Source organism: Achromobacter sp. RTa, assembly GCF_000757485.1.
Lineage (GTDB): Bacteria > Pseudomonadota > Gammaproteobacteria > Burkholderiales > Burkholderiaceae_B > Achromobacter.
The window spans coordinates 21103-41820 of the sequence record NZ_JPYO01000005.1; the positions used below are offsets into that span (position 1 = coordinate 21103).

Below are 20718 nucleotides of genomic sequence, written 5' to 3' on the forward strand. Positions count from 1 at the left end.
CCCCGTCCAGGAGCAAGTTTCGCGATGTGTTTTCCTGTGTCGGCAGGCCACCGGATGCGCGCGCTGCGCGGGAGGGCGCTCCCCGCGCAGCGCCGGAAACGTTTTGCGCGCTTTCGTAGTCGCTGCTGGCCGCGATGTTTCCTTAGGTGTTCGGCGGCCCTAGACGGCCAGCATGCTCAGCATCACCAGCGCCAGCAGCAGCACATAGACGCGGGCGTGCATGCGGTCGGGGATGCGGGGGATCAGGGGCGCCGCCAGCCGGATGCCCGCCAGCGAGCCCAGAGCCAGGGCGGCGAAGGCCAGCAGGTCCACGTAGCCCACGATCCATGGCGCCAGGGCCTGCGGCAGGCCGCGGGCGGCCGCCATGTAGGCCAGCGTGCCGACGATGGCGACGGGCAGCGTCAGCGGATTGGCCATGGCCGCGGCTTTGGACATGGGCAGGCCCCGGCGCCGAAGCAGGGGCACCGTCATGACGCTGCCGCCGACTCCCAGAAAGGCCGCGATCGCGCCGATGGCCGCGCCGCCGCCCACCATCACGCCCGCGCCCAGCGGCCTTGGCCGCGCCTCGCCTTGCGCCATGAAGCCCTGGCGCAGCAGGCAGTCCAGGATGGTCACGGCCAGATAGGCGATGAAGGCGTAGCGCACCAGTCCGCCGCTGGCGCGGGTGGCGGCCAGCGCGCCCAACAGCGAGCCCGCCGCGATGAAGGCCGCCAGCGGCCAGACATAGGCCCGCAGGATGTTGCCGGCGCGCTGGTGCTTGCGTGTGGCCGCCACCGAGTTGACGATCATGACGCAGGTGGAGGTGGCCACCGCGATGTGCATGGCCGACTGGCCGATCGCGTCCTGCGTGCCGTGGGTGGCGGTCAGCACGCCATACAGCACGGGCACCACGACGAAACCGCCGCCGAAGCCGAACAGCACGGTCGTCACGCCGCTCAGACAACCGAAAAACGCCAGAACCAGATACATCATGCCGCCCGTCCTCCCGGGGAAAACGGTCACGATACGGCGGCCAGGCCTGGCCCGCTTTCGAGGATGGGACAATAATGTTTGCATTTCGGCCAATAGATACGCCGCCGGCCCTGGCGGCCCAAGCGCCATGCGCAATGTCCATATAGACCGCTACGACCACCTGGACCGCCCCGTCGTCGCCATCGGCAACGACTACCCTCCCGGCCAGTTGCTGCCGGCTCACGCGCATCGTCGCGCCCAGCTGCTGTATGGCGCCACCGGCGTCATGCAGGTCGCTACCCGCGACGGCAACTGGGTGGTGCCGCCGCAGCGCGCCGTGTGGATTCCCGCTGGCGTGGTCCACGAGGTCCGCATGCTGGGCGTCAGCACGCGCAGCGCCTACGTCGAGCCGGGAGTGGCGCGCGCCGATGGGCAGGCATGCGAGGTGATCGAGGTCTCGCCGCTATTGCGGCAGTTGCTGATGGATGCGGTGGACATGCCCGCCGAGTACGACCGGGCCGGACGCGACGGGGCGCTGGCGGCCTTGCTGCTGCATGAGATAGCGCGCGCGCCGGTGCTGCCCCTGCATATCCCGCTGCCGCCCGACGAGCGCCTGGCGGCCCTGTGCAGGCAGTTCATCGCCGCGCCCGACGCGCGCGCCGCGCCCGAGGGCTGGGCCGGCCGCCTGCATATGAGCCCGCGCACCTTCAGCCGCCATTTCCGCGGGCAGACCGGCATGGCGTTCTCGGAGTGGCGCCAGCGCGCTTGCGTGGTGCTGGCGCTGTCGCGCCTGGCCTCGGGCGCGCCCGTCACCGCCATCGCGCTGGATTTCGGCTACCAGAGCCCCGCCGCGTTTTCCACGATGTTCCGGCGCGTGCTGGGGCGTCCGCCCACGGAATACCTGCGCCAGGACTAGGGCCTGTTCACACTAAATCGAGCCTTGCATGAGTACCCAAATGAACGCCTATCAAGGCGCGAAGCGCAGACGTGGCGGGACCACGGCGAGCATTCGCAACGCAGAGAGGCGTTCATTTGGGTACTCACCCTTCGGGCAGGCCAGCCATCGGGCGGCTGGCGTCGTTGCAGTCACCTTGCGTGGCACAGCCACGCGGCGGCGCCTACGCCTAGCCAGCCGCCCGATGGCTGGCCTGTGCAAGGCTCGATTTAGGGTGAACAGGCCCTAGGCCCTGTCGGTAGTTGGTACTATGCCGGCACTCATGAAGCACGCGACCCATTCCAGCCATCCCTCCCTCTCCATCGGCATCGCAGGCGCGGGCAGCGCAGGCCTGGCCACCGCGCTGGCGCTGGCGCGCGACGGCCACCAGGTGCGGGTGTTCGAAAAGCACCAGGGCTTCACCACGCTGGGGGCGGGCCTGTTGTTGCAGCCGCCGGGCGTGCGCGCGCTGAGAACGCTCGGGGTGGATGTGGAGGCCTTGAACGTCGGCGCGCCCATCGACCGCCTGCTGGGACTTTCGCACCGGGGCTGGCCGGTCGTGGATATCGACTACAAGGGCGACGGCGCGCGAGCCGTGACCCGGGCGGCCTTGGGCGAGGTGCTGTTCGACGCGGCGCGGCGGGCTGGCGTGGAGTTTTCGTTCGGCTGTCCGGTCAGCGAGCTCGACACGCGGGAGGGCAAGGCGCTCGTGACGCACGGCGCTGGCGAAGGCCAGGCCCAGTCCTGCTTCGACCTCTTCGTAGCGGCCGATGGCGCCGCTTCGGCGCTGCGTGAGCAGGCCGGGCTGGCCGCCCGCTCGCGCGCCTATCCCTGGGGAGCCCTGTGGGGCCAGTTCTGGGTTCCGGGCTGGCCGGGCGCGACGCAGTTGCTGCAACGGTTTCGCGGCACCCGCGAAATGATGGGACTATTGCCGACCGAGATCGGCCCGCAGGGCGTGCGCCTGTCCCTCTTCTGGAGCATCCGGCACGACGCCCTGCCGGCCTGGAGGGCCGCGCCCATCGGTGTATGGAAGGCGCGCCTGCTGTCCTTGTGGCCAGAGGCTGCGCCGGTGGTCGACCAGATTTCAGGGCACGAGGACCTGGCGGTGGCCACCTACCGCCACACCTGGCCGCGGGGATTGGCCAAGGGCCCTTATTGCGCGGTGGGAGACGCGGGCCATGCGATGAGCCCGCAGCTGGGCCTGGGCACGACGCTTGCGGCCTTGGACGCCATGGCGCTGGCGCGCGCGCTGGGCCGGCACGGCGCGGCCCGGGGGCCAGCGGAATACGCCCGCAGCCGGCTCATGCCGTCGCGGATGTACCAGACGCTGAGCCGCGCGCTGACGCCTTGTTTCCAGGCCTCGGGGCCCGGGCTGTGGCGCGACCTGGTGTTCGGCGGAGCCTTGCTGGTGCCCGGCATGCGCGCGCTGATGAAGCGCGGCCTTCTGGCCATGCCGCAGCCGGACCCGGCCCGCCGCCATTGAGAAGAGGCGGGCGCGCCGTCAGGCCGCGTACCAGAGCACCGCGAAGAAGTGGCAGACGGTGCCGGCAAGCACGAACAGATGCCAGACGAAGTGGCTGTAGCGCCAGCGGTTGTCGAGCACGAAGAACACCACGCCGCCCGTATAGGCCAGCCCGCCCGCGACCAGCCACCACAAGCCGCCGGTGGGCACGTTTTCGATCAGGGGATTCACGGCGATGAGCACCAGCCAGCCCATGGCCAGGTAGAGGCCGGTGGAAATCGCAGGGCGGTTGAGGCGCTTGCTGGCCTTCAGCCCCACGCCGAGCAGGGCCATGCCCCAGACCAGGCCGAAGAGGGTCCAGCCCCAGGGGCCGCGCAGCGCGCCCAGCGCGAACGGCGTGTAGGTGCCCGCGATCAGCAGGTAGATGGCCGAATGGTCCAGCACATTGAAGAACTGTTTGGCGCGGCTGCGGGGCAGGGCGTGATAGATGGTGGAGGCCAGGTACAGCAGACACATCGAGGCGGCGAAGACGGCGGCCCCCGCAATGAAGGCGGCGTCGCCCTGGCGCACGGCGGCGACGATCAGGATGGGAGCCGATGCCACGGCGCCGGCCGCGCCCACGCCGTGGCTGATGGTGTTGGCGATTTCCTCGCCGAATGTCTGGGGTCTGTCGTTGGGAAACATGAATGCGTCTTGGTTGGCCCGAAGGTTCCACCATAGGCGCTTTGATGCGCCGCCTCAAGGCCGGCGCCGCACTTTGCGCCGGCGATGAGGGGCCGGTTTGATCTTGTGCAAACCAGGGGCTGCCCTGGGGGCGGGACCACCGCCGGCCGGAAGTTACTGTGTGATACATTCCATGCCGGTGTCATGCTCAACGGGTTTACTGGCCGAGGCCTCGAATGGCGCGCAGTTTTACCAGTCTGTTTTTCAAAACCGCGAAGAAACTCGGCAGGCTGCAGCGAGCCGCCCTGCGCGCGGCGGCTCCGCAGACTGCCAAGCGGCGCAGCGCCACCCGGCGCAAGGCCACCGTCGCCGCCCGGCAGGCCGCCAAATCCGCCGCGTCCGCGGCTCCCTCCCTGGGTTGCGGCCGCTGGGAGGCCGCCAGGCAGTTCTCCGACAGCCGGGGCCAACGGCTCGGCTTCTCCCGCTATACCCCCGATTCCGCGCCGCGCTCCGGCATGCCGCTCGTGGTGATGCTGCATGGCTGCAGGCAGACTTCGCTGGCGTTCGCCCGCGGTTCCCGCATGAATCAATGGGCCGACGCCGGCGGTTTCATGGTGCTGTATCCGCAGCAGTCGCTGGCCCGGCAGGTGCAGCGCTGCTGGCGCTGGTTCCAGCCCGACGATGCGCATGGCGGCGCGGAGGCCGACCTGATCGCCGCCCTGATCCGGTCGGAGTCGGACCGGTTCGGACTGGATCCCGAACGTATCTATGTCGCCGGCCTGTCGGCCGGCGCCGGCATGGCCGCGCTGGTGGCGCTCCGGCATCCTCGCCTGATCGCCGCGGTGGCCATGCATTCGGGCCCGGTCGTGGGCGACGCCCACAGCGCGGCCGGCGGCATCGGCACCATGCGGCGCGGCACCCTCAAGCCGCTGCTGCCCCTTTTGCAGCGCGTGGCGGATCCGGCCGTGTTCCAGCTGGGCATGCCTGCCATGATCCTGCAAGGCCAGCTGGACCCGGCGGTGGCGCCGCGCAACGCGCGCCAACTGTTCGAACAGTTCCGCCTGCTCAATGGCCTGTCGCCCGAGCGCTCCCCGATCGAACACGTGCTGGGCCTGGGCACGGAAAAGGCCTATCGCCGTGTGGACATGCTGCGCGGCCAGAACACCGTGCTGCGCCTGTGCGAGATCACGCGGCTGGAACACGCCTGGAGCGGCGGCGACGCGGCCATCCGGTACCACGCCCGCAGCGGCCCCGATGCCTCGTCGCTGATCTGGCGTTTCTTCCAGGCGCAGCGCCGCGCGGGGAGTTGAACGGCGCCGAAAGCCGCAAGATCACATTGGCTTTCGGCGACTTCAAGCAGGAATTCCGGGGCGACGACTATCTGCTGACGTTCGCGCTGCCCAACTTCTATTTCCACGTCACGACGGCGTACGGCATCCTGCGGCAGGCGGGCGTGAAGATCGGCAAGCTCGATTTCCTGGGGCCGTACCCGCAGCCCTAGCCTGAGCGGGCCTCAGCCCGGCTGTTTTTTGGACGGATCGCCGCAGCCTTCCATGTCGCCCATCTTGGCCATGTTCTGCTGGATTTCCTCTGGCGTCAGATCGAACTTGTGCGTGGCGATGGACCAGCGGTGCCCGAACGGGTCCACCACCTGGCCGTAGCGGTCGCCCCAGAACATGTCCGCCACGGGCATCGTCATCTGGGCGCCGGCGGCCACGGCCTGCTTCATGGCGGCGTCCACGTCGTCCACGTACAGATGCAGGGTGACCGGCGTTCCCTTCAGCGCCTTGGCGCCCAGGCTGCCCCATTCGGGGAAATCGTCCATCAGCATCAGGACGGAATCGCCGATGCGCACGGCGGCGTGCATGATCTTGCCGTTGGGGCCAGGCAGCCGCGCGAGCTCCTGGGCGTTGAAGGCTTTCTTGTAGAAGGCGATGGCGTCCGACGCGCCTTCGCACACGATGTGCGCGGTCAGGGTGTGCATGCCTTCGGGAATGGTCCGGGTTGCAGGGGTGCTCATATCGAGTCTCCGGGATGTTCGCGATTGAAAATAGAAGAGGGGGGCGGAATGCCCCGGCCTCCTAGTTGCCCACCAGCGTGTTGAATCCCCCCCAGCACATCCGCTTGAAGTCGAATACGCCTTCGCAGCACATGTCCTTCAGGCGGGCGTCCGACATGACCTGGGCATTGATCCGGTCCCGCTCCGCCTTGTTGGCGTACAGAATCCACGCGAACACGACGGTCTCGTCCTCGCGCGCGCCGGCCGCGGCGCTGAACGAGGCGAAGCCTTCTCCGTCGATATCGTCCGCCACGCCCTCGCGGTAGTCCAGCGCGCCGTATTCAAGCCAGATCGCCTGGGCCTGCTGCGCCATCTTCTTGTAGGTTTCCACGTTGGCCTTGGGCACGCTCAACAGGTAACCGTCTATGTACTTTTCCATCGTTGACTCCTTTGATCCGCGTTGTTCTATTGCGTTTCGGCAAGCCCGCGAGCCGCGCGCCGCGCAAGCCGGATCTGGCTCCGGTGAGTGTCACTGTATCGGGATCGGCCGGGATTTCAGATAGGAGATTGCGACATTCTTGAGGGTGGATTGCGACAGCCGGCAGGCGTATGCTTTGCGGAATGAAAAACATCGCGTTCCTGCTGCCCCAGGGGGCCAATATCGCGTCGCTGGAGACCGCCAGGCACGGCTTTCTCGTCGCCAATGAATACTTGGCCGCGCACGGACGCGAGCCCCGGTTCAATGTATGCACCCTGGGCCTGACGCGAGAGGTCAGGCTGGACGACGGCCGCATTACCGTGCAGGCCGACCTGGTGCTGGCCGACGCCCGGGACATCGATATCTGCATCGCCCCGCCGCTGCTCGGCTCGGTGTCCGACGCCGTGCTGTCCAACCGCGAGCTCATCGAGTGGCTGTCGCGGCATCACCGCGAGGGCGGCGAGGTCGCCAGCCTGTGCATGGGCGCCGCGCTGCTTGCGGCGGGCGGCATCCTGGACGGCCAGCAGGCCGTGGTCCATTGGGTGGCGCAGAATCTGTACGCCAGCCTGTTCCCCAGCGTGCGCTGGGTCAGCGACCGCGTCGTCATGGCGGACAACGGCGTCTACACCAGCGGCGGCGCGTTTTCCGCCGCGCACCTGGTGCTGCACCTGATCGAGAAATACACGGACCGCGATACCGCCATCTGGTGCGCCAAGTATTTCCAGCTCGACTGGAGCCGCCAAAGCCAGCTGCCGTTTTCGGTGTTCATGGGCCAGAAGGCGCATGCCGACGAGGTCGTGCGCGCCGTGCAGGACTATATCGAAGGCCGCTACACGGAAAAGATCACGGTCGAGGAGCTGGCCGGCCGCCATGCCATGGGCCGGCGCACCCTGGAGCGCCGCTTTCGCCAGGCCACGGGAAACAGCATCGTGGAATACGTGCAGCGCGTGCGCGTGGAAGCCGCCAAGAAGCGCCTGGAAACCTCGCGCAAGAGCGTGGCGGAAGTCATGTACGAGGTCGGCTACAACGACACCAAGGCGTTCCGCGATATTTTCAGCAAGTATTGCGGCATGTCGCCGGTGGGATACCGCGAGCGCTACCACTTCCAGTAGCGCGGCGTCCGCTCAGCCCTGGTAGCGGTACACGCGGGTATCGCGCATGATGAAGCCGGCCGATTCATACAGATGGTGGGCCGAAAGCCGGCCGGGATTCGATGTCAGGTCCAGTGTCCTGGCCTTCAGTTCGCGGCTCTTGACGATGGCGGCGTGCGTCAGCGCCATGCCGACCTTCAGGCCGCGCGCCTGTTCGTCCACCACCACGTCCTCGATCCAGGCCCGCACGCCCGTGGGGATGCGGAAATGCACCAGGGTCAGCGTGCCGACGATGCGGCGGTCTTCGCCCATGGTGGCGATGAACACGTGGTTGGAAGGCGAACGGATGATTTCCTCCAGCGCCTCGCGCGACAGGGGCGCGGCGGTACGCGACAACTGGGGCAGCAGCCGCGCGAACGCCGCGACCAGAGCGTCGTCGGCCTGCATGGCCAGCGTGACTTCGACGTGGTTTCCCAAGGGTTTCACCGGGAGCTCCCGCGAGGGCTATCTTGATGTTGTAGCCCACACCCGGTCAGGATACCAAGCGGTGAATTTCATCGCCGCGGCAAGCGCGGCGATCGTCACCGCGATCGCGATGGCCTGAGGCAGCTGCGGACGGTAGACCAGCAGCGCGTCCGTCGCAACCATGGCCGCGAAGGCCAGCGCCCAGGCGATGGCGACCGCATACTTCATGCGCACGAACCGGCGGCTCTTCCATACATACTCGGGTTCCTTTTCGCGCGCGTACTCCAGCGTGAACGGCCTGCGCAGGACGATGGTCAGCAGCACGAGAAACAGCAGTCCGGCGTCCACCCTCAGCCGCGTTTCGGAGATCGTCCAGGATTCGCCGTCGACCATGGGGGCATATATCGTCAGCCCCGCGAAGAGCAGCAGCGTGCCGGTTTCCATGAGCTTCACGCGGCGCTCGGGGCTGATCCAGTCGCGCAGTACGAGTCCTGCGGACACGAAAGCCCCCGCCGCCAATCCTTCCAGCACCCCGACAGCCCTCTCGATGATGACAAACATGATGAAGGGCGCGAACGCCAGCAGGATGTTCATCTCGATTCCCCGACCTTGAGCGCGCCCCTGCGCGTTTGCCGCGTCGCCATGAGAATCGAGACGCGAACGTATCTATTTCTGCCTGTCCGCCAGGGTGAGGCATATCTCGCCGTTCGTCCATCGTCCGCCTGGACGGGCGCGGAAGTAGGGCCCGTACTTTCGGAGGCCGGGAAGCCGGGAGAGCCTCGGCCGGGCGGCCGAGGGGCGTCGGGAAAAAGGCGTCATGCCTGCGGCGGGCGCGATGCCGCAGGCCGGGTCCATTACCGCGCGGGCTGTCCCACGGCGAGGGGCCTGTCGCCGGATATGGTGGTCCGGTGCATTTCGCGGTCGAAGCCGTCGTAGTCGTTCATCGCCAGATGCTGGGTGCAGCGGTTGTCCCACAGCGCCAGCGACCCCGGCGTCCAGCGGAAGCGGCAGGTGAATTCCGGCCTCGCCGCGTGGCGGTACAGGAAGTGCAGCAGCGGCTCGCTTTCCTCTTCGGTCATGCCGTCGAAGCGCAGCGTGTAGGTGCTGTTCACGTACAGGGCCTTCCTGCCGGTGGCGGGATGCACCCGGATCACGGGATGCACCACTTCGTTGGTGGCGCGGCCGTCGGTGCGCACGTCCATCTTGTGGGCCGGGTCGCCGTTGTTCACCACGGCGCCGCCCGCGCCATACGAGCGGACCGGGCTGTGCACGGCGCCGAGGCCCTCGAGGATGCCCTTGAGGCGGTCGGACAGGGTGTCATAGGCGCGGTACATGTTCGCCCACATCGTATCGCCGCCGTAGGGCGGAATGACGCGGCCATACAGCGCCGAGCCCAGCGGCGGCTCTTCGGCGTAGCTCATGTCGGTGTGCCACAGGCCGCCGAACAGGCGGCGGGTGCTTTCCGTCTTGCCCTTCATCACGGGGAGAACGGCCGGATACCCTTCCAGCGCCCGCACGAAAGGCACTTCCAGCAGGTCTCCGAAGCGCTTGCTGAAGTCGATGTGCTGCTGCGGCGTCAACCGCTGGTCGCGGAAGAAAACCACCAGGTGCTCGTGCAGCGCGGCGCGCACTTCCTCGAACTGCTCGTCCGACAGCGGGCGCGACAGGTCCAGGCCCCGGATTTCGGCGCCCAGCGCGCCGGCGATCGGGTGGGTTTCCAGATGGCGATACGTGGTCATGCTTGTCTCCTTGCCTATTGAAGCTTGATCTGTGCGCTGCGCACCAGCGCGCCCCATTTTTCGGTTTCCGACGCGATGTAGCGCCCGAAACCGGCCGGGCCTTCGGCCGCGATGATGCCGCCCATGGTGCCGATCTGCTCGCGCACGTCGGGCATCGCCAGCACGGCGAGCAGTTCCTTGTTCAGGCGTTCGACGACGGGCCTGGGCGTGGCGGCCGGCGCCAGCACGCCGAACCATCCCGCGATCTCGTAGCCGGGCAGGCCCGCCTCGGCCATCGTCGGCACGTCGGGCAATTGCGGCGAGCGGGCGGCGCTGGTGATGGCGAGCGCCCGCAGTTTGCCGGCCTTCACCAGTTGCAGCGCCGACGGCATGTTGTCGAACATCATCGGCACATGGCCGGCCACGGTGTCGTTCAGGCCCGGCGCGCTGCCACGGTACGGCACATGCGTCAGCCGCAGGCCCGCCGACGAGGCGAACAGCTCGCCGGCCAGGTGCAGCGAGGTGCCTGCGCCCGGAGTGGCGTAGCCGATCGGTTCGGGCGCCTTCCTGGCGTACGCGATCAGCTCCTGCACGGAGCGCACCGGCAGCGCGGGATTCACCACCAGCAGATTGGGGACGCTCATCAGCATCGTCACCGGCGCCAGGTCGCGCTGGGGCTGGTAGGGCAGGTCCGGGTACAGGGCCGGGTTGATGGAGATGGGGCCGATATTGCCCATCACGATGGTGTAGCCGTCCGCGGGTTGCTTCACGGCGAAGTCGGTTCCCACGTTGCCCCCGGCGCCCGCCTTGTTCTCCACGATGACGGGCTGCCCCAGCCGTTCCCCCAGCTTGTGGCTGACCAGCCGGGCCAGCATGTCCGTGGATCCGCCGGGCGGATAGGGCACGATCCATTTGATCGGTTGCGATGGCCACGGAGCTTGTGCCGCGGCGGGGCCCGTACAGAGGGCGAGGCCCGCCGCCAAGGCGAGTGCGATGCGTTTCATGCGTTTGTCTCCTTCCCGGGCTCGCCGGTCTTGCCGGGAGCGTCATTTATGTGTATTGTTCACCTAGTGATCAATACGTTTATCAGGTGAACGCATGAAGAATAATAGATCGATTCAGCGGTGTCTATCCATCATGCGGGCCTTCCGTGGCGCCGGCCGGCCGACGCTCGCCGAGCTGGCGCGCGCCGTCGATCTGCCGCATGCAACCGTGCTGCGTTTCCTGCAGACGCTGGAGGAAGAGGGCTATGCCGCGCGTGAAGACAGCCGCTGGCGCCTGACGCCCCAGGTCTTCGAACTGGGGTTCGCGGCCATGGACAGCCTGGGGGTGACCGACGCCGTGCAGGAGATACTGCAGAAGCTCGCCGACGCCTATTCGGGCACCTCCAACCTGGGCGAGGCCAATCCGGAGGGCGTCATCATCATCGGGCGCGCGATGGCGCCCGCCGAGCGGCGGCGCCTGGTGGTCATGAATCTGCGCGTGGGCAGCGTGCTGCCGCCTTCCAGCGCGCTGGCGGGCGGCTTGCGCCTGGCGGCCGGGCAGTGGAGCCGCTACGACTATCCGGACAGCAACCAGGTTTCGGTGGCGGTTCCTCTTCCCCAGGCCGGCTCGCGCGTGCTGTCGGTGGGCATATCGGTGGACGTGTCGGAGGTCGTGGGGAACCGCCTGGAGGCGGAAATGGTGCCCGCCTTGCAGCGGGCGGCGGAAACCATCTCCGGGGTGATACGGGTCGGGGTGGTGTGACGGCCGGCTCAGCAGCCCGCAGCCTTGGGCAATGAGGCGCCGGCCGCCGCCCGGCAGGTCGAACACCATCTCCGGGCAGCGCACCTTCACCGCGTCGGGATCGATGATGTTGACGTCCGCCTTGTAGCCCGGGCGCAGCGGGCCGCGGTGCGACAGCGTCGCCCCCGCTCCTAGCTCCCGTTCACATCCGTTCACCGGGGAGCGCGCTTGCCTGCTTCACCCAGTCCATGAACAGGGCTTCGTCCAGCGTGTCGTCCTCGCGGATGTCGAGATAGCGGGTGCCCTGCATTTTGGATGCGCCCGGTGGGACGGGCTGCAGCGACGCGCCCTGGAAAAAGGCCACCTTCACATATTTCGTGAAGCAATGGATGCTGAGAAACCAGCCCTGGCCCTCCACGCCGTACAGCGGCGAATTCCATTTGACCGCCTTGCGCACGCCGGGAACCGCGCGCTCGATGAGCGCGTCCAGGCGGCGGCCCAGCCCGCTTTTCCAGCCCGGCATGGCGGCGATGTAGGCCTGCACCGGCGCGTCGCCTTCGCCCTTGGGGATCTGCGGGTTGCCGCCTGACAGCAGGGCGGGTCGCCCGTCCGATGGGCCGGCGGCCTTTGTCGCCTTAGCCGGCTTGGCCGGCGGCTTGTCGGTCATGGTTCGGCTCCTTGGGCCGCGGCCGGCGCTCAGTCCGGGATGTCGGGTTCGACCAGGCGCTTCAGCTGATCCAGCGAATCCTGCCAGCCCAGGTAGCACATTTCAGTGGGTATCACCTCGGGTATGCCTTCCTGGCGTATGGTGATTTCCGTGCCGCAGGAAACCTGCCGCAGCGTGATGGTCGTCTGCATCTGGCCCGGCAGGTTGGGATCGTCGAATTGGTCCGAGTAACGGATCTTCTCGTTCGGAACCAGTTCCAGATACTCGCCGCCGAAATCGTGGCTCTTGCCGCTTCCGAAGTTGCGGAACGACATCTTGTGCGTGCCGCCGACCTTGGCGTCCAGGTGGTGGACCAGGCAGGTATAGCCGTACGGAGGAAGCCAGCGCGCGACGGCGTCGGGCTCCAGGAAGGCCCGGTAGATGCGCTCGGGGGGCGCGCACATGACGCGATGGAGATTGACAGTGCCGGTAGTCATGGTGAGTCCGCCTTTCAGAAAGTTGTGCGCACTGACACGACGTACCAGTGGACCGGAAATCGACAGGGTCGACCCTGGGGAAAACCCTCGATATGCATATTCCGTTACGAAGTCGACGCGGGCTCCTCTTCTGACGACCGGTTCCGTCGCCGGCGCGCGGCAAGCCATTTGCCCGCCGCCACGACCAGTAGCGCACCCGCCAGTTCGACCGCCATCTTGAGCAGCGGGGCGGGCTGGCCCCAGCGTTCGACGATGAAGATGTCGGTGATCAGCATGCCGCCCGCGATCCAGCCCAGCAGCCCTGCGCCCAGCGTGACGGCCACCGGGAAACGGTCGATCAGCTTCAGGACCAGGGTACTGCCCCAGACGATGATGGGCACGCTTACGCACAGCCCGAAGATGACGTAGTACAGCTGGTGGTCGGCCTGGGTGTTCTGGGCGGCGCCCGCGATGGCGATGACGTTGTCCAGGCTCATCGCGAAATCGGCCAGGATGATGGTCTTGATGGCCGACAGCACGGTCGTGCCTCCGGCGATGTTGCCGTGCGCGTCTTCCTCCGGCGCCAGCAGCTTGATGCCGATCCAGACCAGCAGAAGGCAGCCCAGGGCCTTCAGAAAGGGAATGTCCAGCAGTACGAGCGCGAAGGCGATCAACAGTATCCGGAGCAGCACGGCGCCCGCGGTGCCCCAGAGTATGCCCCTGATGCGCTGGCGGGGCGGCAGGTTGCGGCAGGCCAGCGCGATCACGACGGCGTTATCGCCGCCAAGCAGAATGTCGATGAGAATGATCTGGAATATGGCGCCCCAATGGAACGTCTCGATGGCCTCGAGCATAGGTATCCCGCCGAAAAGAACGATAGGGCGCGGGGCGGGCGCCGCCCGCCCCGCGCGTTTTTTCGGTTCATTCTAGGCAAGAGGGGGCGGGGATCCGCGAGTACTGGCGCTGCATGCATGGTTATGGGATCGGTTCTCTCATGACCAGCACGGAAATCGTGCGGTCCTTCCAGAAAACCTGGTGGATGCGGGGCGCGAGGGCGCGCAGCGCCGCGGCGCTGCAATCATTGAACGTCAACAGGACGGCGGGCCGTTCCCAGGCGCTGGGAACGCGTCGGATGTGGTCGAACGGAGGAAAGCCGTACTTCAGGAGAAAAGTCCTGATGTCTTCGTCGGAGGTGCTTTCCTCTACATGATTGATCAGTAGCTCAGCCAAGATGGTATCTCCTTGGTGTGCGGCCAGGCAGCGCGGCTCCCTCAGAACACCTCGGGAACGCGCCGCGGCTGGCGGGTGGGCTCGTGGTAATCCCCGGGCTTCTGCCGCTTCGGCAGCTTGACCTTGGCACGGGGCAGGGCCTCGTAGGGGATGCTTGCGAGCAGATGGCTGATGATGTTCAGCCGCACCCGCTTCTTGTCGTTGGACTGCGCAACGAACCACGGCGACATGTCGGTGTCGGATGCCAGGAACATATCGTCGCGCGCGCGGGAATAGTCGTACCAGCGGCTGTACGAATCCAGGTCCAGCCTGGAGAGCTTCCAGATCTTGCGCTCGTCGTTGATGCGGGCCTGCAGCCTGCGCGTCTGTTCCTCCTCGCTGACCTCCAGCCAGTATTTCAGCAGGAGCACGCCGGAACCGATGATGGCGCGTTCGACCAGCGGAACGGCCCTGAGGAAGACCTTGACTTCTTCCTTAGAGCAGAAACCCATCACGCGCTCGACCCCGGCGCGGTTGTACCAGCTGCGGTCGAAGATCACGATCTCGCCGGCCGCGGGCAGGTGCGGAAGGTAGCGCTGCATGTACATTTGCGTCTTCTCGCGGTCGGAAGGCGCGGGCAGGGCGATCACCCGGAATACGCGCGGGCTTACGCGCTCCGTGATCGCCTTGATCGTTCCGCCTTTGCCCGCCCCGTCGCGGCCTTCGAACAGGATGCAGACTTTGGCGCCTGTCCTCACCACCCATTCCTGCAGCTTGACCAGTTCGATGTGCAGGCGCGCGAGCTCCTTTTCGTAGGCTTTTGCCGATAGCTTGGCCGTGGCCGGCGCGGGCTGTTCGTCCTGTCCTGCCGCCTTCTGTTCTGATGCCTTCTTGCGAGCGTTCATGATGGCACTCCGGAGAGCACTGCGGGGAACCTGCAAATCGTGGCGCGATTTTGACTTTAGCGCCAACTGCGAGGCTTTGTACATGGGCTGAAACGGGGAGCGGACATGCTGCCAGGGCCTGCGGCGGCGTCATGCTTTCCGTTCGATCCGTTCTCGTCCTCCCCCTCTGGCGAGAAGCAAGAAAGGCCAATAGAATCATCTGGCACGTTGAAATCCCGTCATGCAACCTGGCATTCAGTCAAGGAGAACAGGCCTCTTTCGATTTCGACCGCCCGGCATGCGCGGCCGGCAGAAGTGCCGGACGGCCGCGGCCCGGGTCCCCAGGCGTTCGCGCGGTGTGACCGGCTTGTCCGGGCCGCGGCCGGCGCCGTTGCGGTTAGGCTCTAGACCGACCGGATACCCGATGTCGCTGCAGACTTGTTCGAATCGGCTGCTGCTGATCGGCGCACTCTGCCTCAGCGGTTGCGTGCAACTCGGGCCAGACTTCGAGCCCCAGCGCGAAGCCTGGACGCGGGGCTGGAATACGCCGGCGCTCCAGCAGGCCAGCCGGGAAGGCCAGCAGCCGGACGCCCGGCAGTGGTGGCGGATATTCGACGATCCCGTCCTCGAATATCTGGTCGCCCAGGCGGACGCCGACAACGCGGGCCTGAGGATAGCCGGCCTGCGCATCATGGAGGCCCGCGCCCAGCTCGGCATCGCCCGCAGCGGCCGCTATCCGCAGGTGCAGGTGCTTGGCGCCGACACGCTGTACACGCGCCGGTCCTCGCGTTCAGCCGAAGGCAATCCCCGCCCCAGCAGCTTCTGGCAGTACAGCGCGGGATTCGACATCGGCTGGGAGCTGGACTTCTGGGGGCGGTTCAGCCGCGCCATAGAGTCCGCGGACGCAGCGTATTTCGAGGCGCAGGCCAATCGTGAAGATGTACTGGTGCTGCTGCACGCCCAGGTGGCCGACAGTTATTTCACGCTGCGCACCGCCGAGGCGCGGCTGCGGATCGCCCGCGGCAACGCCGCCATCCAGAAACGCAGCTACGAGATCACGCAGCGGCTGTACGCCAGCGGCGAAAGCGACGAACTGGACCTGCAGCAGGCCAAGACGCAGTACCTGGCCACGCTGGGCTCGATACCCGAATTCGAAAGCCAGATCATGCGGGCGCGCAACGCGCTGGCGGTGCTGGTCGGGCGCGCGCCCGGCCCCATCCCGCAATTGGCCGAGAAAGAGGCCGTCGTTCCCCTGGTCGATCGCGCCGTATTGCAGGACGTTCCCGCCAATCTGTTATTGCGCCGCCCCGACATCCGGGCGGCGGAACTGCGCATCGCCGCGCAGTCGGCGCAGGTCGGCGTGGCGCAAGCGGACCTATACCCTGCGCTGACCTTGCTGGGAAGCATCGTCTGGTCCGCTACGTCGCTGGCGGGCACCTCGGGCGGCATGGCCCTGCTGGCCGGACCCGCCCTCAGCTGGAACGTGTTCGACCACGGCCGGCTGCAGAACAATGTGCGCGTCCAGGATGCGCGCCTGCAACAGCTGATCGTCGCCTATCAGGATGAGGTGCGGCAAGCGGCGCGCGAGGCGGACGACGCGGCCAGCGGCCTGATCAAGGCGCTGGAACGAGACGGCATCCTGCGGGATTCCGCGCAGGCCGCGGAGCGGTCGTTGGCGCTGGCCAACGCGCTCTATCGCGAAGGCTATTCGGACTTCCAGCGCGTACTGGACGCCCAGCGCGCGCTGGCTTCCCAGCAGGATGCCTACGTCGCGAACCGCGGCGCGGCGGTGGGCGACCTGATCGCCTTGTACAAGGCGCTGGGCGGCGGCTGGCAGAGCGCCGAGCCGGTGCTCGACGCGGCTACCCGGGAGCAGATGCAGCGGCGCACCGATTGGGGCGATCTGTTGTCCGAGCCGGTGGATCCTTCCGCTTCGCCACTCGCACAAAAGGTGCGATCCGATGAGTAAGCCCGCGTCTCCCGCAACGGCTCCGGCGCAGCCCGGTCCGGACCCTGCCAGAAAGGGTGTCGGGTGGGTCGCGCTGCTCATCGTGCTGAGCCTGGGCTGGTATCTGCTGGCCGACCGCTATACCCCGTACACCCAGCAGGCGCGGGTCGATGCCTTCGTCATTCCGGTGGCGTCGGAGGTGTCGGGGCGCGTCACCAAGGTCTACGTCCACAACAACCAGGACGTGCAGGCCGGCGCGGCGCTGTTCGACGTAGATCCGGAACACTACCGGATCGCCGTCGACCGCGCCCGCGCGGATCTGGAATCCATGCGCAGGCAGATCGGCGCGAGCACGGCGGGCATCGATTCGGCCCAGGCCTCGTTGCGCGCCGCCCAGGCCAACGAACTGAAGGCGCGGCAGGACAGCAGCCGGTTGGAGCGCTTGTACCGCGAAGACCGCGGCACGGTCTCGTTGCGGCGCCTGGAAATCGCCCGGGCCAGCCTGGAACAGGCGGTCAGCCAGGTCGCCGCCGCGCGCGCCGAAGTGCAGCGGGCCCGCGAGCAGGAAGGCGGCAGCGACGAGGACAACGCCAAGCTGCGCAGCGCCGCCGCCGCCGTGGAGAAGGCCGAACTGGACCTGGCCAACACGCAGGTGCGCGCGCGTTCGGCCGGGCTGGTCACTGACCTGCGCACCGATGCCGGACAGTTCGCCGCCGCCGGCAATCCGGTCATGACGCTGATCTCCATCCACGACGTCTGGATAAGCGCGGAGATGACGGAGAACAATCTGGGCCACATCGAGCCGGGCACGCCAGTGGGCATCATCCTGGACGCGCTGCCGGGGCGGATCTTCGAGGGCCGCGTGCGCAGCGTCGGGTATGGCGTCAATGTGGGGCCGGGCACGCCGCCCGGCAGCTTGCCGACGGTGCAGAACAGCCGCGACTGGCTCCGCCCCGCCCAGCGCTTCCCGGTCATCGTCGAGTTCGACCGGGACGATCTGCCCAGCCTGCGCGACGTGCGCGTGGGCGGCCAGGCGGAGGTCATGGCGTTTCCTCGCCCCGGCAATCCGCTCAATCCGCTCGGGCGCGCATACCTGCGTTTCATGAGCTGGCTTTCCTATGCCTATTGACGCCATGCCAGCCCATCCCGATCCCCGCGGCCCGCGCGCCCTGCGCCTGGGCGTCGGCACGGCGCTCTGCCTGGCGCTAGGCTTCGGCCTGGACCTGCCCATACCCATGGTTGCGCCCGTCCTGGGCGTATTCCTGCTTGCGTCCATGAACCGCCCCTTGTCCCCCAAGCTCGGACTTGGCCTGATCCTCGTGGTCATGTTCACCACGGCGACCGGCCTGCTGCTCAGCCCCTTGCTGCGCTACTACCCGCTGGCCGGCGTACTGCTCATCGGCCTCTGCCTGTTCCTCGCGTTTCGCGCAGGCCTGCGCGGCGGCAACAGCCTGGTCTCCCTTTTCCTTGTAATCGGCCTGACCATCATCTCCGCGGCCGGCACCGTCGATTTCCGGCTGGCGGCCCTGGCGGTAGAGGCGCTGGCCAAGGGGCTGCTGGCCGCCGTTGCCGTCCTGGGGGTGTGCCACTGGCTGTTCCCCGAACCCGCCGACGCGGCGGCGCCGCCGCCAACCCCCATCGCGTCCGCGCCCGAGGCCGCCAGGATGGCTTTGCGCGCCGCCCTGGTCGTCATGCCCGCCTTCCTCCTGGCGCTGACCGATCCGCTGGGCTACATGCCCATCATCCTGAAATCGGTCAGCCTGGGGCGGCAGAGCTGTGTCACGGCGGCGCATGGCGCGGCGCGCGAACTGCTAGGCTCCACGCTGCTTGGCGGAGCGCTGGCCGTGGTGTTCTGGTGCGCCCTCAGCCTGTACGTGAGCTTGTGGATGTTCTTCCTGTGGATGCTGCTGTTCGCCCTGCTGGCCGCCCGCAAGCTGTACCGGCTCAGCCCCACCCGGCACCCGCCCAGCTTCTGGGTGAACACGCTGGTGACGCTCGTCATCCTGCTTGGCCAATCGGTGCAGGACAGCGCCGCGGGCAAGGACGTCTATACCGCTTTCGCCGTGCGCATGGGACTGTTCATCGCCGTCACGCTTTATGCCTGTTTGATGCTGCAGCTGTTCGAACCGTGGCGCCGCGCGCCGCGCCCGCCGGAGCCGTCCGCTCCGGTTCCTTCAGACGCCTGAAAAGGAGTCCGCCATGTCATCGCCAGACAATACGCCCCAGCCCGCTCCCTCCATGGGATGGCGCTTCAAATGCGGCATAGGGCTTTTCATCCTGGCCTTTGCGCTATGGTTCCTCATTCCCATCGCGGCCGCGCTCGACGTGCCGGGCTCCCGCATCGCAGCGCTGACCGGCACCATCTTCATAGCCAACAAGGTACTGCTGTTGAGCTGCGTCGCCGTCATGGGCAAGGAAGGCTTCCAGCAGCTCAAGGCCATCGTCTTCGGGCATGCGAAGCGGCTGGCGCCCGTGCAGAAGGTCGGGCCCGTCCGCCACGCCATCGGGCTGGTCATGTTCTTCATCCCCATCCTGACCTCGATGCTGGAACCCTATGTCGACGAACTCTGGCCCGGCCTCAGGCCCGACATGTGGCAGCTGCAGGTGCTGGGAGACATCATGCTGATCGCCAGCTTCTTCGTGCTGGGCGGCGACTTCTGGAGCAAGCTCAGGGGGCTGTTCGTGCGTTCCGTGTAGCGGTTCGCGCCGCGCTAGGCATGCGGCCGGATGTGCTTCGGGACCAAATCCAGCATGCACGCGATCTGCGGACCGTTCGCAAGCAGCCGAGCAACTCCCCTCCCGATAAAAAGAGTTGACACGATTTATGCTCAACACTAGCATAAATCGTGTCCTTTTTTTGATCTATAAATACTCATACTGAGCATAAATACGGAGACAGCCATGGAAACGCTCATTCCCAGGCCCATCGAGTTCGACCTGCCTGCCGAGGCAGGCTGCCCCAGCATCGTCGGCCACGCCTGGGCCCGCGTGCCCGTGCCGCTGCCGGCGGCGGAAAGCGCGGCCGCCGTGGCGCGCATTCGCGGGCTGCTGGAACGCGAGGGCGCCGTGCTGGTGGCCCACTACTACGTGGACGCGGCATTGCAGGAACTGGCCGAGCAGACCGGCGGCTGCGTCGGAGACTCCCTGGAAATGGCGCGCTTCGGAAGGGACCACCCGGCGCGCACGCTGGCGGTGGCGGGCGTGCGCTTCATGGGGGAAACGGCCAAGATCCTGAGCCCGGGCAAGCGCATCCTGATGCCGGACCTGGACGCCACCTGTTCGCTGGACCTGGGATGCCCGGCCGACGAGTTCGCCGCGTGGTGCGATGCCCATCCCGACCGCACTGTGGTGGTCTACGCCAATACCAGCGCGGCCGTGAAGGCGAGGGCGGACTGGGTCGTCACCTCATCCATCGCGCTGGACGTGATCGCCGAGCTGCATGCGCGCGGAGAAAAGATCCTGTGGGCGCCGGACCGGCACCTTGGCGGCTACATCCAGGGCCAGACCGGCGCCGACATGCTGCTGTGGCAAGGGTCCTGCGTCGTGCACGACGAATTCAAGGGCACGGAGCTGGAGCTGCTGCGCGCCGAGCACCCGCAAGCCAGGGTGCTTGCCCATCCCGAATCGCCCGCCGCCGTGCTGGCGCAGGCGGACGTGGTCGGCTCGACCACCCAGCTGATCGACGCCGCGCGCAAGCTGGATACCGCCGTCCTGATCGTGGCGACGGACCAGGGCATCCTGCACAAGATGCGGGCGCAGGCGCCCGGCAAGACATTCCTGGCCGCGCCCACGGCGGGCGACAGCGCCACCTGCAAAAGCTGCGCCCACTGCCCCTGGATGGCCATGAACGCCTTGTCCAATCTGGCGGATACGCTGGACGGCGGCCGCAACGAAATCATCCTGGACCCCGCGTTAGGCCTGCGCGCCAAGACCCCGATCGACCGCATGCTGGATTTCGCCGAGCGGCGCAAGCGCCGCGTGCAGGCAAGCGGAGACATGGCCCACGACACCGCGCTGTTCGCGCGGGTCGGCCCGGCGTAGCGCGCCGCACTCATTCTGACCGGAGAGC

The 20718-nt window shown here is 67.3% G+C and carries 23 protein-coding genes and 1 pseudogene; 11 read left to right on the plus strand and 13 right to left on the minus strand.

Features of this window, described 5'->3' with window-relative positions; translation table 11 throughout:
• Positions 1–159: 159 nt before the first annotated feature.
• On the minus strand, positions 160–972 hold the full coding sequence (locus JL37_RS02885) for a sulfite exporter TauE/SafE family protein (RefSeq protein WP_043541872.1): 813 nt from the start codon (positions 970–972) through the stop codon (positions 160–162).
• 127 nt (positions 973–1099) lie between these two features.
• Here JL37_RS02885 and JL37_RS02890 point away from each other — a divergent pair, with 127 nt between their 5' ends.
• Both JL37_RS02890 and JL37_RS02895 read left to right on the plus strand, forming a co-directional pair.
• Positions 1100–1867, plus strand: coding sequence for a helix-turn-helix domain-containing protein (locus tag JL37_RS02890; protein ID WP_043541873.1), 768 nt, complete (start codon positions 1100–1102; stop codon positions 1865–1867).
• A 301-nt stretch (positions 1868–2168) separates the two neighbouring features.
• Entirely contained in the window at positions 2169–3368 is a 1200-nt protein-coding gene (locus JL37_RS02895) for an NAD(P)/FAD-dependent oxidoreductase (protein WP_043541874.1), read from the plus strand.
• A gap of 18 nt (positions 3369–3386) precedes the next feature.
• Here the strand turns inward: JL37_RS02895 and JL37_RS02900 are convergent, their stop codons facing one another.
• Positions 3387–4031 carry a hemolysin III family protein gene (locus tag JL37_RS02900; protein ID WP_043541875.1) on the minus strand — a complete coding sequence of 215 codons (645 nt, stop codon included), beginning with the start codon at positions 4029–4031 and terminating at the stop codon, positions 3387–3389.
• A gap of 215 nt (positions 4032–4246) precedes the next feature.
• Here JL37_RS02900 and JL37_RS02905 point away from each other — a divergent pair, with 215 nt between their 5' ends.
• Positions 4247–5320 carry a PHB depolymerase family esterase gene (locus JL37_RS02905; RefSeq protein ID WP_043541876.1) on the plus strand — a complete coding sequence of 358 codons (1074 nt, stop codon included), beginning with the start codon at positions 4247–4249 and terminating at the stop codon, positions 5318–5320.
• Positions 5317–5511: pseudogene (locus JL37_RS02910) on the plus strand (DUF1993 family protein); the annotation flags it as partial. The gene JL37_RS02905 and the pseudogene JL37_RS02910, both read left to right, overlap by 4 nt.
• Before the next feature lie 12 nt (positions 5512–5523).
• On the opposite strand, the gene JL37_RS02915 reads toward JL37_RS02910, so the two are convergent.
• Complete coding sequence (locus tag JL37_RS02915) at positions 5524–6030, minus strand: VOC family protein (RefSeq protein WP_043541877.1); 507 nt, start codon at positions 6028–6030, stop codon at positions 5524–5526.
• A gap of 61 nt (positions 6031–6091) precedes the next feature.
• On the minus strand, positions 6092–6448 hold the full coding sequence (locus tag JL37_RS02920) for a DUF1428 domain-containing protein (protein WP_043541879.1): 357 nt from the start codon (positions 6446–6448) through the stop codon (positions 6092–6094).
• 170 nt (positions 6449–6618) lie between these two features.
• On the opposite strand from JL37_RS02920, the gene JL37_RS02925 reads away from it, so the two are divergent.
• Positions 6619–7599 carry a GlxA family transcriptional regulator gene (locus tag JL37_RS02925; protein ID WP_043541880.1) on the plus strand — a complete coding sequence of 327 codons (981 nt, stop codon included), beginning with the start codon at positions 6619–6621 and terminating at the stop codon, positions 7597–7599.
• Between the two features lie 12 nt (positions 7600–7611).
• Here JL37_RS02925 and JL37_RS02930 read toward each other — a convergent pair whose 3' ends face one another.
• The 4 genes from JL37_RS02930 to JL37_RS02945 form a co-directional block, all read right to left on the minus strand.
• Positions 7612–8064, minus strand: a complete 453-nt coding sequence (locus tag JL37_RS02930; RefSeq protein WP_081954967.1) for a GNAT family N-acetyltransferase — start codon at positions 8062–8064, stop codon at positions 7612–7614.
• Positions 8065–8082: 18 nt separating this feature from the next.
• Positions 8083–8637 carry a hypothetical protein gene (locus JL37_RS02935; protein WP_043541881.1) on the minus strand — a complete coding sequence of 185 codons (555 nt, stop codon included), beginning with the start codon at positions 8635–8637 and terminating at the stop codon, positions 8083–8085.
• A 260-nt stretch (positions 8638–8897) separates the two neighbouring features.
• Complete coding sequence (locus JL37_RS02940) at positions 8898–9782, minus strand: TauD/TfdA family dioxygenase (protein ID WP_043541882.1); 885 nt, start codon at positions 9780–9782, stop codon at positions 8898–8900.
• 14 nt (positions 9783–9796) lie between these two features.
• Entirely contained in the window at positions 9797–10765 is a 969-nt protein-coding gene (locus JL37_RS02945) for a tripartite tricarboxylate transporter substrate binding protein (RefSeq protein ID WP_043541883.1), read from the minus strand.
• A 94-nt stretch (positions 10766–10859) separates the two neighbouring features.
• Between JL37_RS02945 and JL37_RS31015 the strand changes: the two genes are divergently transcribed.
• Positions 10860–11507 (plus strand): IclR family transcriptional regulator, encoded by a 648-nt coding sequence (locus JL37_RS31015; protein ID WP_043541884.1) that lies wholly within the window; start codon positions 10860–10862, stop codon positions 11505–11507.
• 181 nt (positions 11508–11688) lie between these two features.
• Here JL37_RS31015 and JL37_RS02955 read toward each other — a convergent pair whose 3' ends face one another.
• From JL37_RS02955 to ppk2, 5 genes are all read right to left on the minus strand, one after another.
• The gene (locus tag JL37_RS02955) at positions 11689–12153 is read right to left on the minus strand and encodes a DUF1801 domain-containing protein (protein WP_043541885.1); all 465 of its coding nucleotides are present in this window, start codon (positions 12151–12153) and stop codon (positions 11689–11691) included.
• Between the two features lie 29 nt (positions 12154–12182).
• Positions 12183–12629 (minus strand): SRPBCC family protein, encoded by a 447-nt coding sequence (locus tag JL37_RS02960; RefSeq protein ID WP_043541886.1) that lies wholly within the window; start codon positions 12627–12629, stop codon positions 12183–12185.
• 104 nt (positions 12630–12733) lie between these two features.
• The gene (locus JL37_RS02965) at positions 12734–13462 is read right to left on the minus strand and encodes a TerC family protein (RefSeq protein WP_043541887.1); all 729 of its coding nucleotides are present in this window, start codon (positions 13460–13462) and stop codon (positions 12734–12736) included.
• A 121-nt stretch (positions 13463–13583) separates the two neighbouring features.
• A complete protein-coding gene (locus JL37_RS02970) occupies positions 13584–13838 on the minus strand; it encodes a hypothetical protein (protein ID WP_043541889.1) in 255 nt (84 codons plus the stop codon).
• A 41-nt stretch (positions 13839–13879) separates the two neighbouring features.
• On the minus strand, positions 13880–14722 hold the full coding sequence (gene ppk2 / locus JL37_RS02975) for a polyphosphate kinase 2 (RefSeq protein ID WP_043541890.1): 843 nt from the start codon (positions 14720–14722) through the stop codon (positions 13880–13882).
• Between the two features lie 403 nt (positions 14723–15125).
• Here ppk2 and JL37_RS02980 point away from each other — a divergent pair, with 403 nt between their 5' ends.
• The 5 genes from JL37_RS02980 (at position 15126) to nadA (ending at position 20690) form a co-directional block, all read left to right on the plus strand.
• On the plus strand, positions 15126–16670 hold the full coding sequence (locus JL37_RS02980; protein ID WP_043541892.1) for an efflux transporter outer membrane subunit: 1545 nt from the start codon (positions 15126–15128) through the stop codon (positions 16668–16670).
• Positions 16663–17778: an HlyD family secretion protein gene (locus JL37_RS02985; RefSeq protein WP_043541893.1), complete on the plus strand. Its 1116-nt coding sequence runs from the start codon at positions 16663–16665 to the stop codon at positions 17776–17778. The genes JL37_RS02980 and JL37_RS02985 overlap by 8 nt, the downstream gene beginning before the upstream one ends.
• Positions 17768–18835 carry a DUF2955 domain-containing protein gene (locus JL37_RS02990; protein ID WP_052096813.1) on the plus strand — a complete coding sequence of 356 codons (1068 nt, stop codon included), beginning with the start codon at positions 17768–17770 and terminating at the stop codon, positions 18833–18835. Before JL37_RS02985 ends, JL37_RS02990 begins: the two co-directional genes overlap by 11 nt.
• Before the next feature lie 13 nt (positions 18836–18848).
• Positions 18849–19346, plus strand: a complete 498-nt coding sequence (locus JL37_RS02995) for a transporter suffix domain-containing protein (protein ID WP_043541896.1) — start codon at positions 18849–18851, stop codon at positions 19344–19346.
• 204 nt (positions 19347–19550) lie between these two features.
• Positions 19551–20690, plus strand: coding sequence for a quinolinate synthase NadA (gene nadA / locus JL37_RS03000; protein WP_043541897.1), 1140 nt, complete (start codon positions 19551–19553; stop codon positions 20688–20690).
• Positions 20691–20718 lie beyond the last annotated feature (28 nt).

Bases quoted from the DNA above. Each gene is read 5' to 3' on its own strand.
- JL37_RS02885 (WP_043541872.1), bottom strand. From the start codon at position 972: ATGATGTATCTGGTTCTGGCGTTTTTCGGTTGTCTGAGCGGCGTGACG.
- JL37_RS02890 (WP_043541873.1), top strand. From the start codon at position 1,100: ATGCGCAATGTCCATATAGACCGCTACGACCACCTGGACCGCCCCGTC.
- JL37_RS02895 (WP_043541874.1), top strand. From the start codon at position 2,169: ATGAAGCACGCGACCCATTCCAGCCATCCCTCCCTCTCCATCGGCATC.
- JL37_RS02900 (WP_043541875.1), bottom strand. From the start codon at position 4,031: ATGTTTCCCAACGACAGACCCCAGACATTCGGCGAGGAAATCGCCAAC.
- JL37_RS02905 (WP_043541876.1), top strand. From the start codon at position 4,247: ATGGCGCGCAGTTTTACCAGTCTGTTTTTCAAAACCGCGAAGAAACTC.
- JL37_RS02915 (WP_043541877.1), bottom strand. From the start codon at position 6,030: ATGAGCACCCCTGCAACCCGGACCATTCCCGAAGGCATGCACACCCTG.
- JL37_RS02920 (WP_043541879.1), bottom strand. From the start codon at position 6,448: ATGGAAAAGTACATAGACGGTTACCTGTTGAGCGTGCCCAAGGCCAAC.
- JL37_RS02925 (WP_043541880.1), top strand. From the start codon at position 6,619: ATGCTTTGCGGAATGAAAAACATCGCGTTCCTGCTGCCCCAGGGGGCC.
- JL37_RS02935 (WP_043541881.1), bottom strand. From the start codon at position 8,637: ATGAACATCCTGCTGGCGTTCGCGCCCTTCATCATGTTTGTCATCATC.
- JL37_RS02940 (WP_043541882.1), bottom strand. From the start codon at position 9,782: ATGACCACGTATCGCCATCTGGAAACCCACCCGATCGCCGGCGCGCTG.
- JL37_RS02945 (WP_043541883.1), bottom strand. From the start codon at position 10,765: ATGAAACGCATCGCACTCGCCTTGGCGGCGGGCCTCGCCCTCTGTACG.
- JL37_RS31015 (WP_043541884.1), top strand. From the start codon at position 10,860: ATGAAGAATAATAGATCGATTCAGCGGTGTCTATCCATCATGCGGGCC.
- JL37_RS02955 (WP_043541885.1), bottom strand. From the start codon at position 12,153: ATGACCGACAAGCCGCCGGCCAAGCCGGCTAAGGCGACAAAGGCCGCC.
- JL37_RS02960 (WP_043541886.1), bottom strand. From the start codon at position 12,629: ATGACTACCGGCACTGTCAATCTCCATCGCGTCATGTGCGCGCCCCCC.
- JL37_RS02965 (WP_043541887.1), bottom strand. From the start codon at position 13,462: ATGCTCGAGGCCATCGAGACGTTCCATTGGGGCGCCATATTCCAGATC.
- ppk2 (WP_043541890.1), bottom strand. From the start codon at position 14,722: ATGAACGCTCGCAAGAAGGCATCAGAACAGAAGGCGGCAGGACAGGAC.
- JL37_RS02980 (WP_043541892.1), top strand. From the start codon at position 15,126: ATGTCGCTGCAGACTTGTTCGAATCGGCTGCTGCTGATCGGCGCACTC.
- JL37_RS02985 (WP_043541893.1), top strand. From the start codon at position 16,663: ATGAGTAAGCCCGCGTCTCCCGCAACGGCTCCGGCGCAGCCCGGTCCG.
- JL37_RS02990 (WP_052096813.1), top strand. From the start codon at position 17,768: ATGCCTATTGACGCCATGCCAGCCCATCCCGATCCCCGCGGCCCGCGC.
- JL37_RS02995 (WP_043541896.1), top strand. From the start codon at position 18,849: ATGTCATCGCCAGACAATACGCCCCAGCCCGCTCCCTCCATGGGATGG.
- nadA (WP_043541897.1), top strand. From the start codon at position 19,551: ATGGAAACGCTCATTCCCAGGCCCATCGAGTTCGACCTGCCTGCCGAG.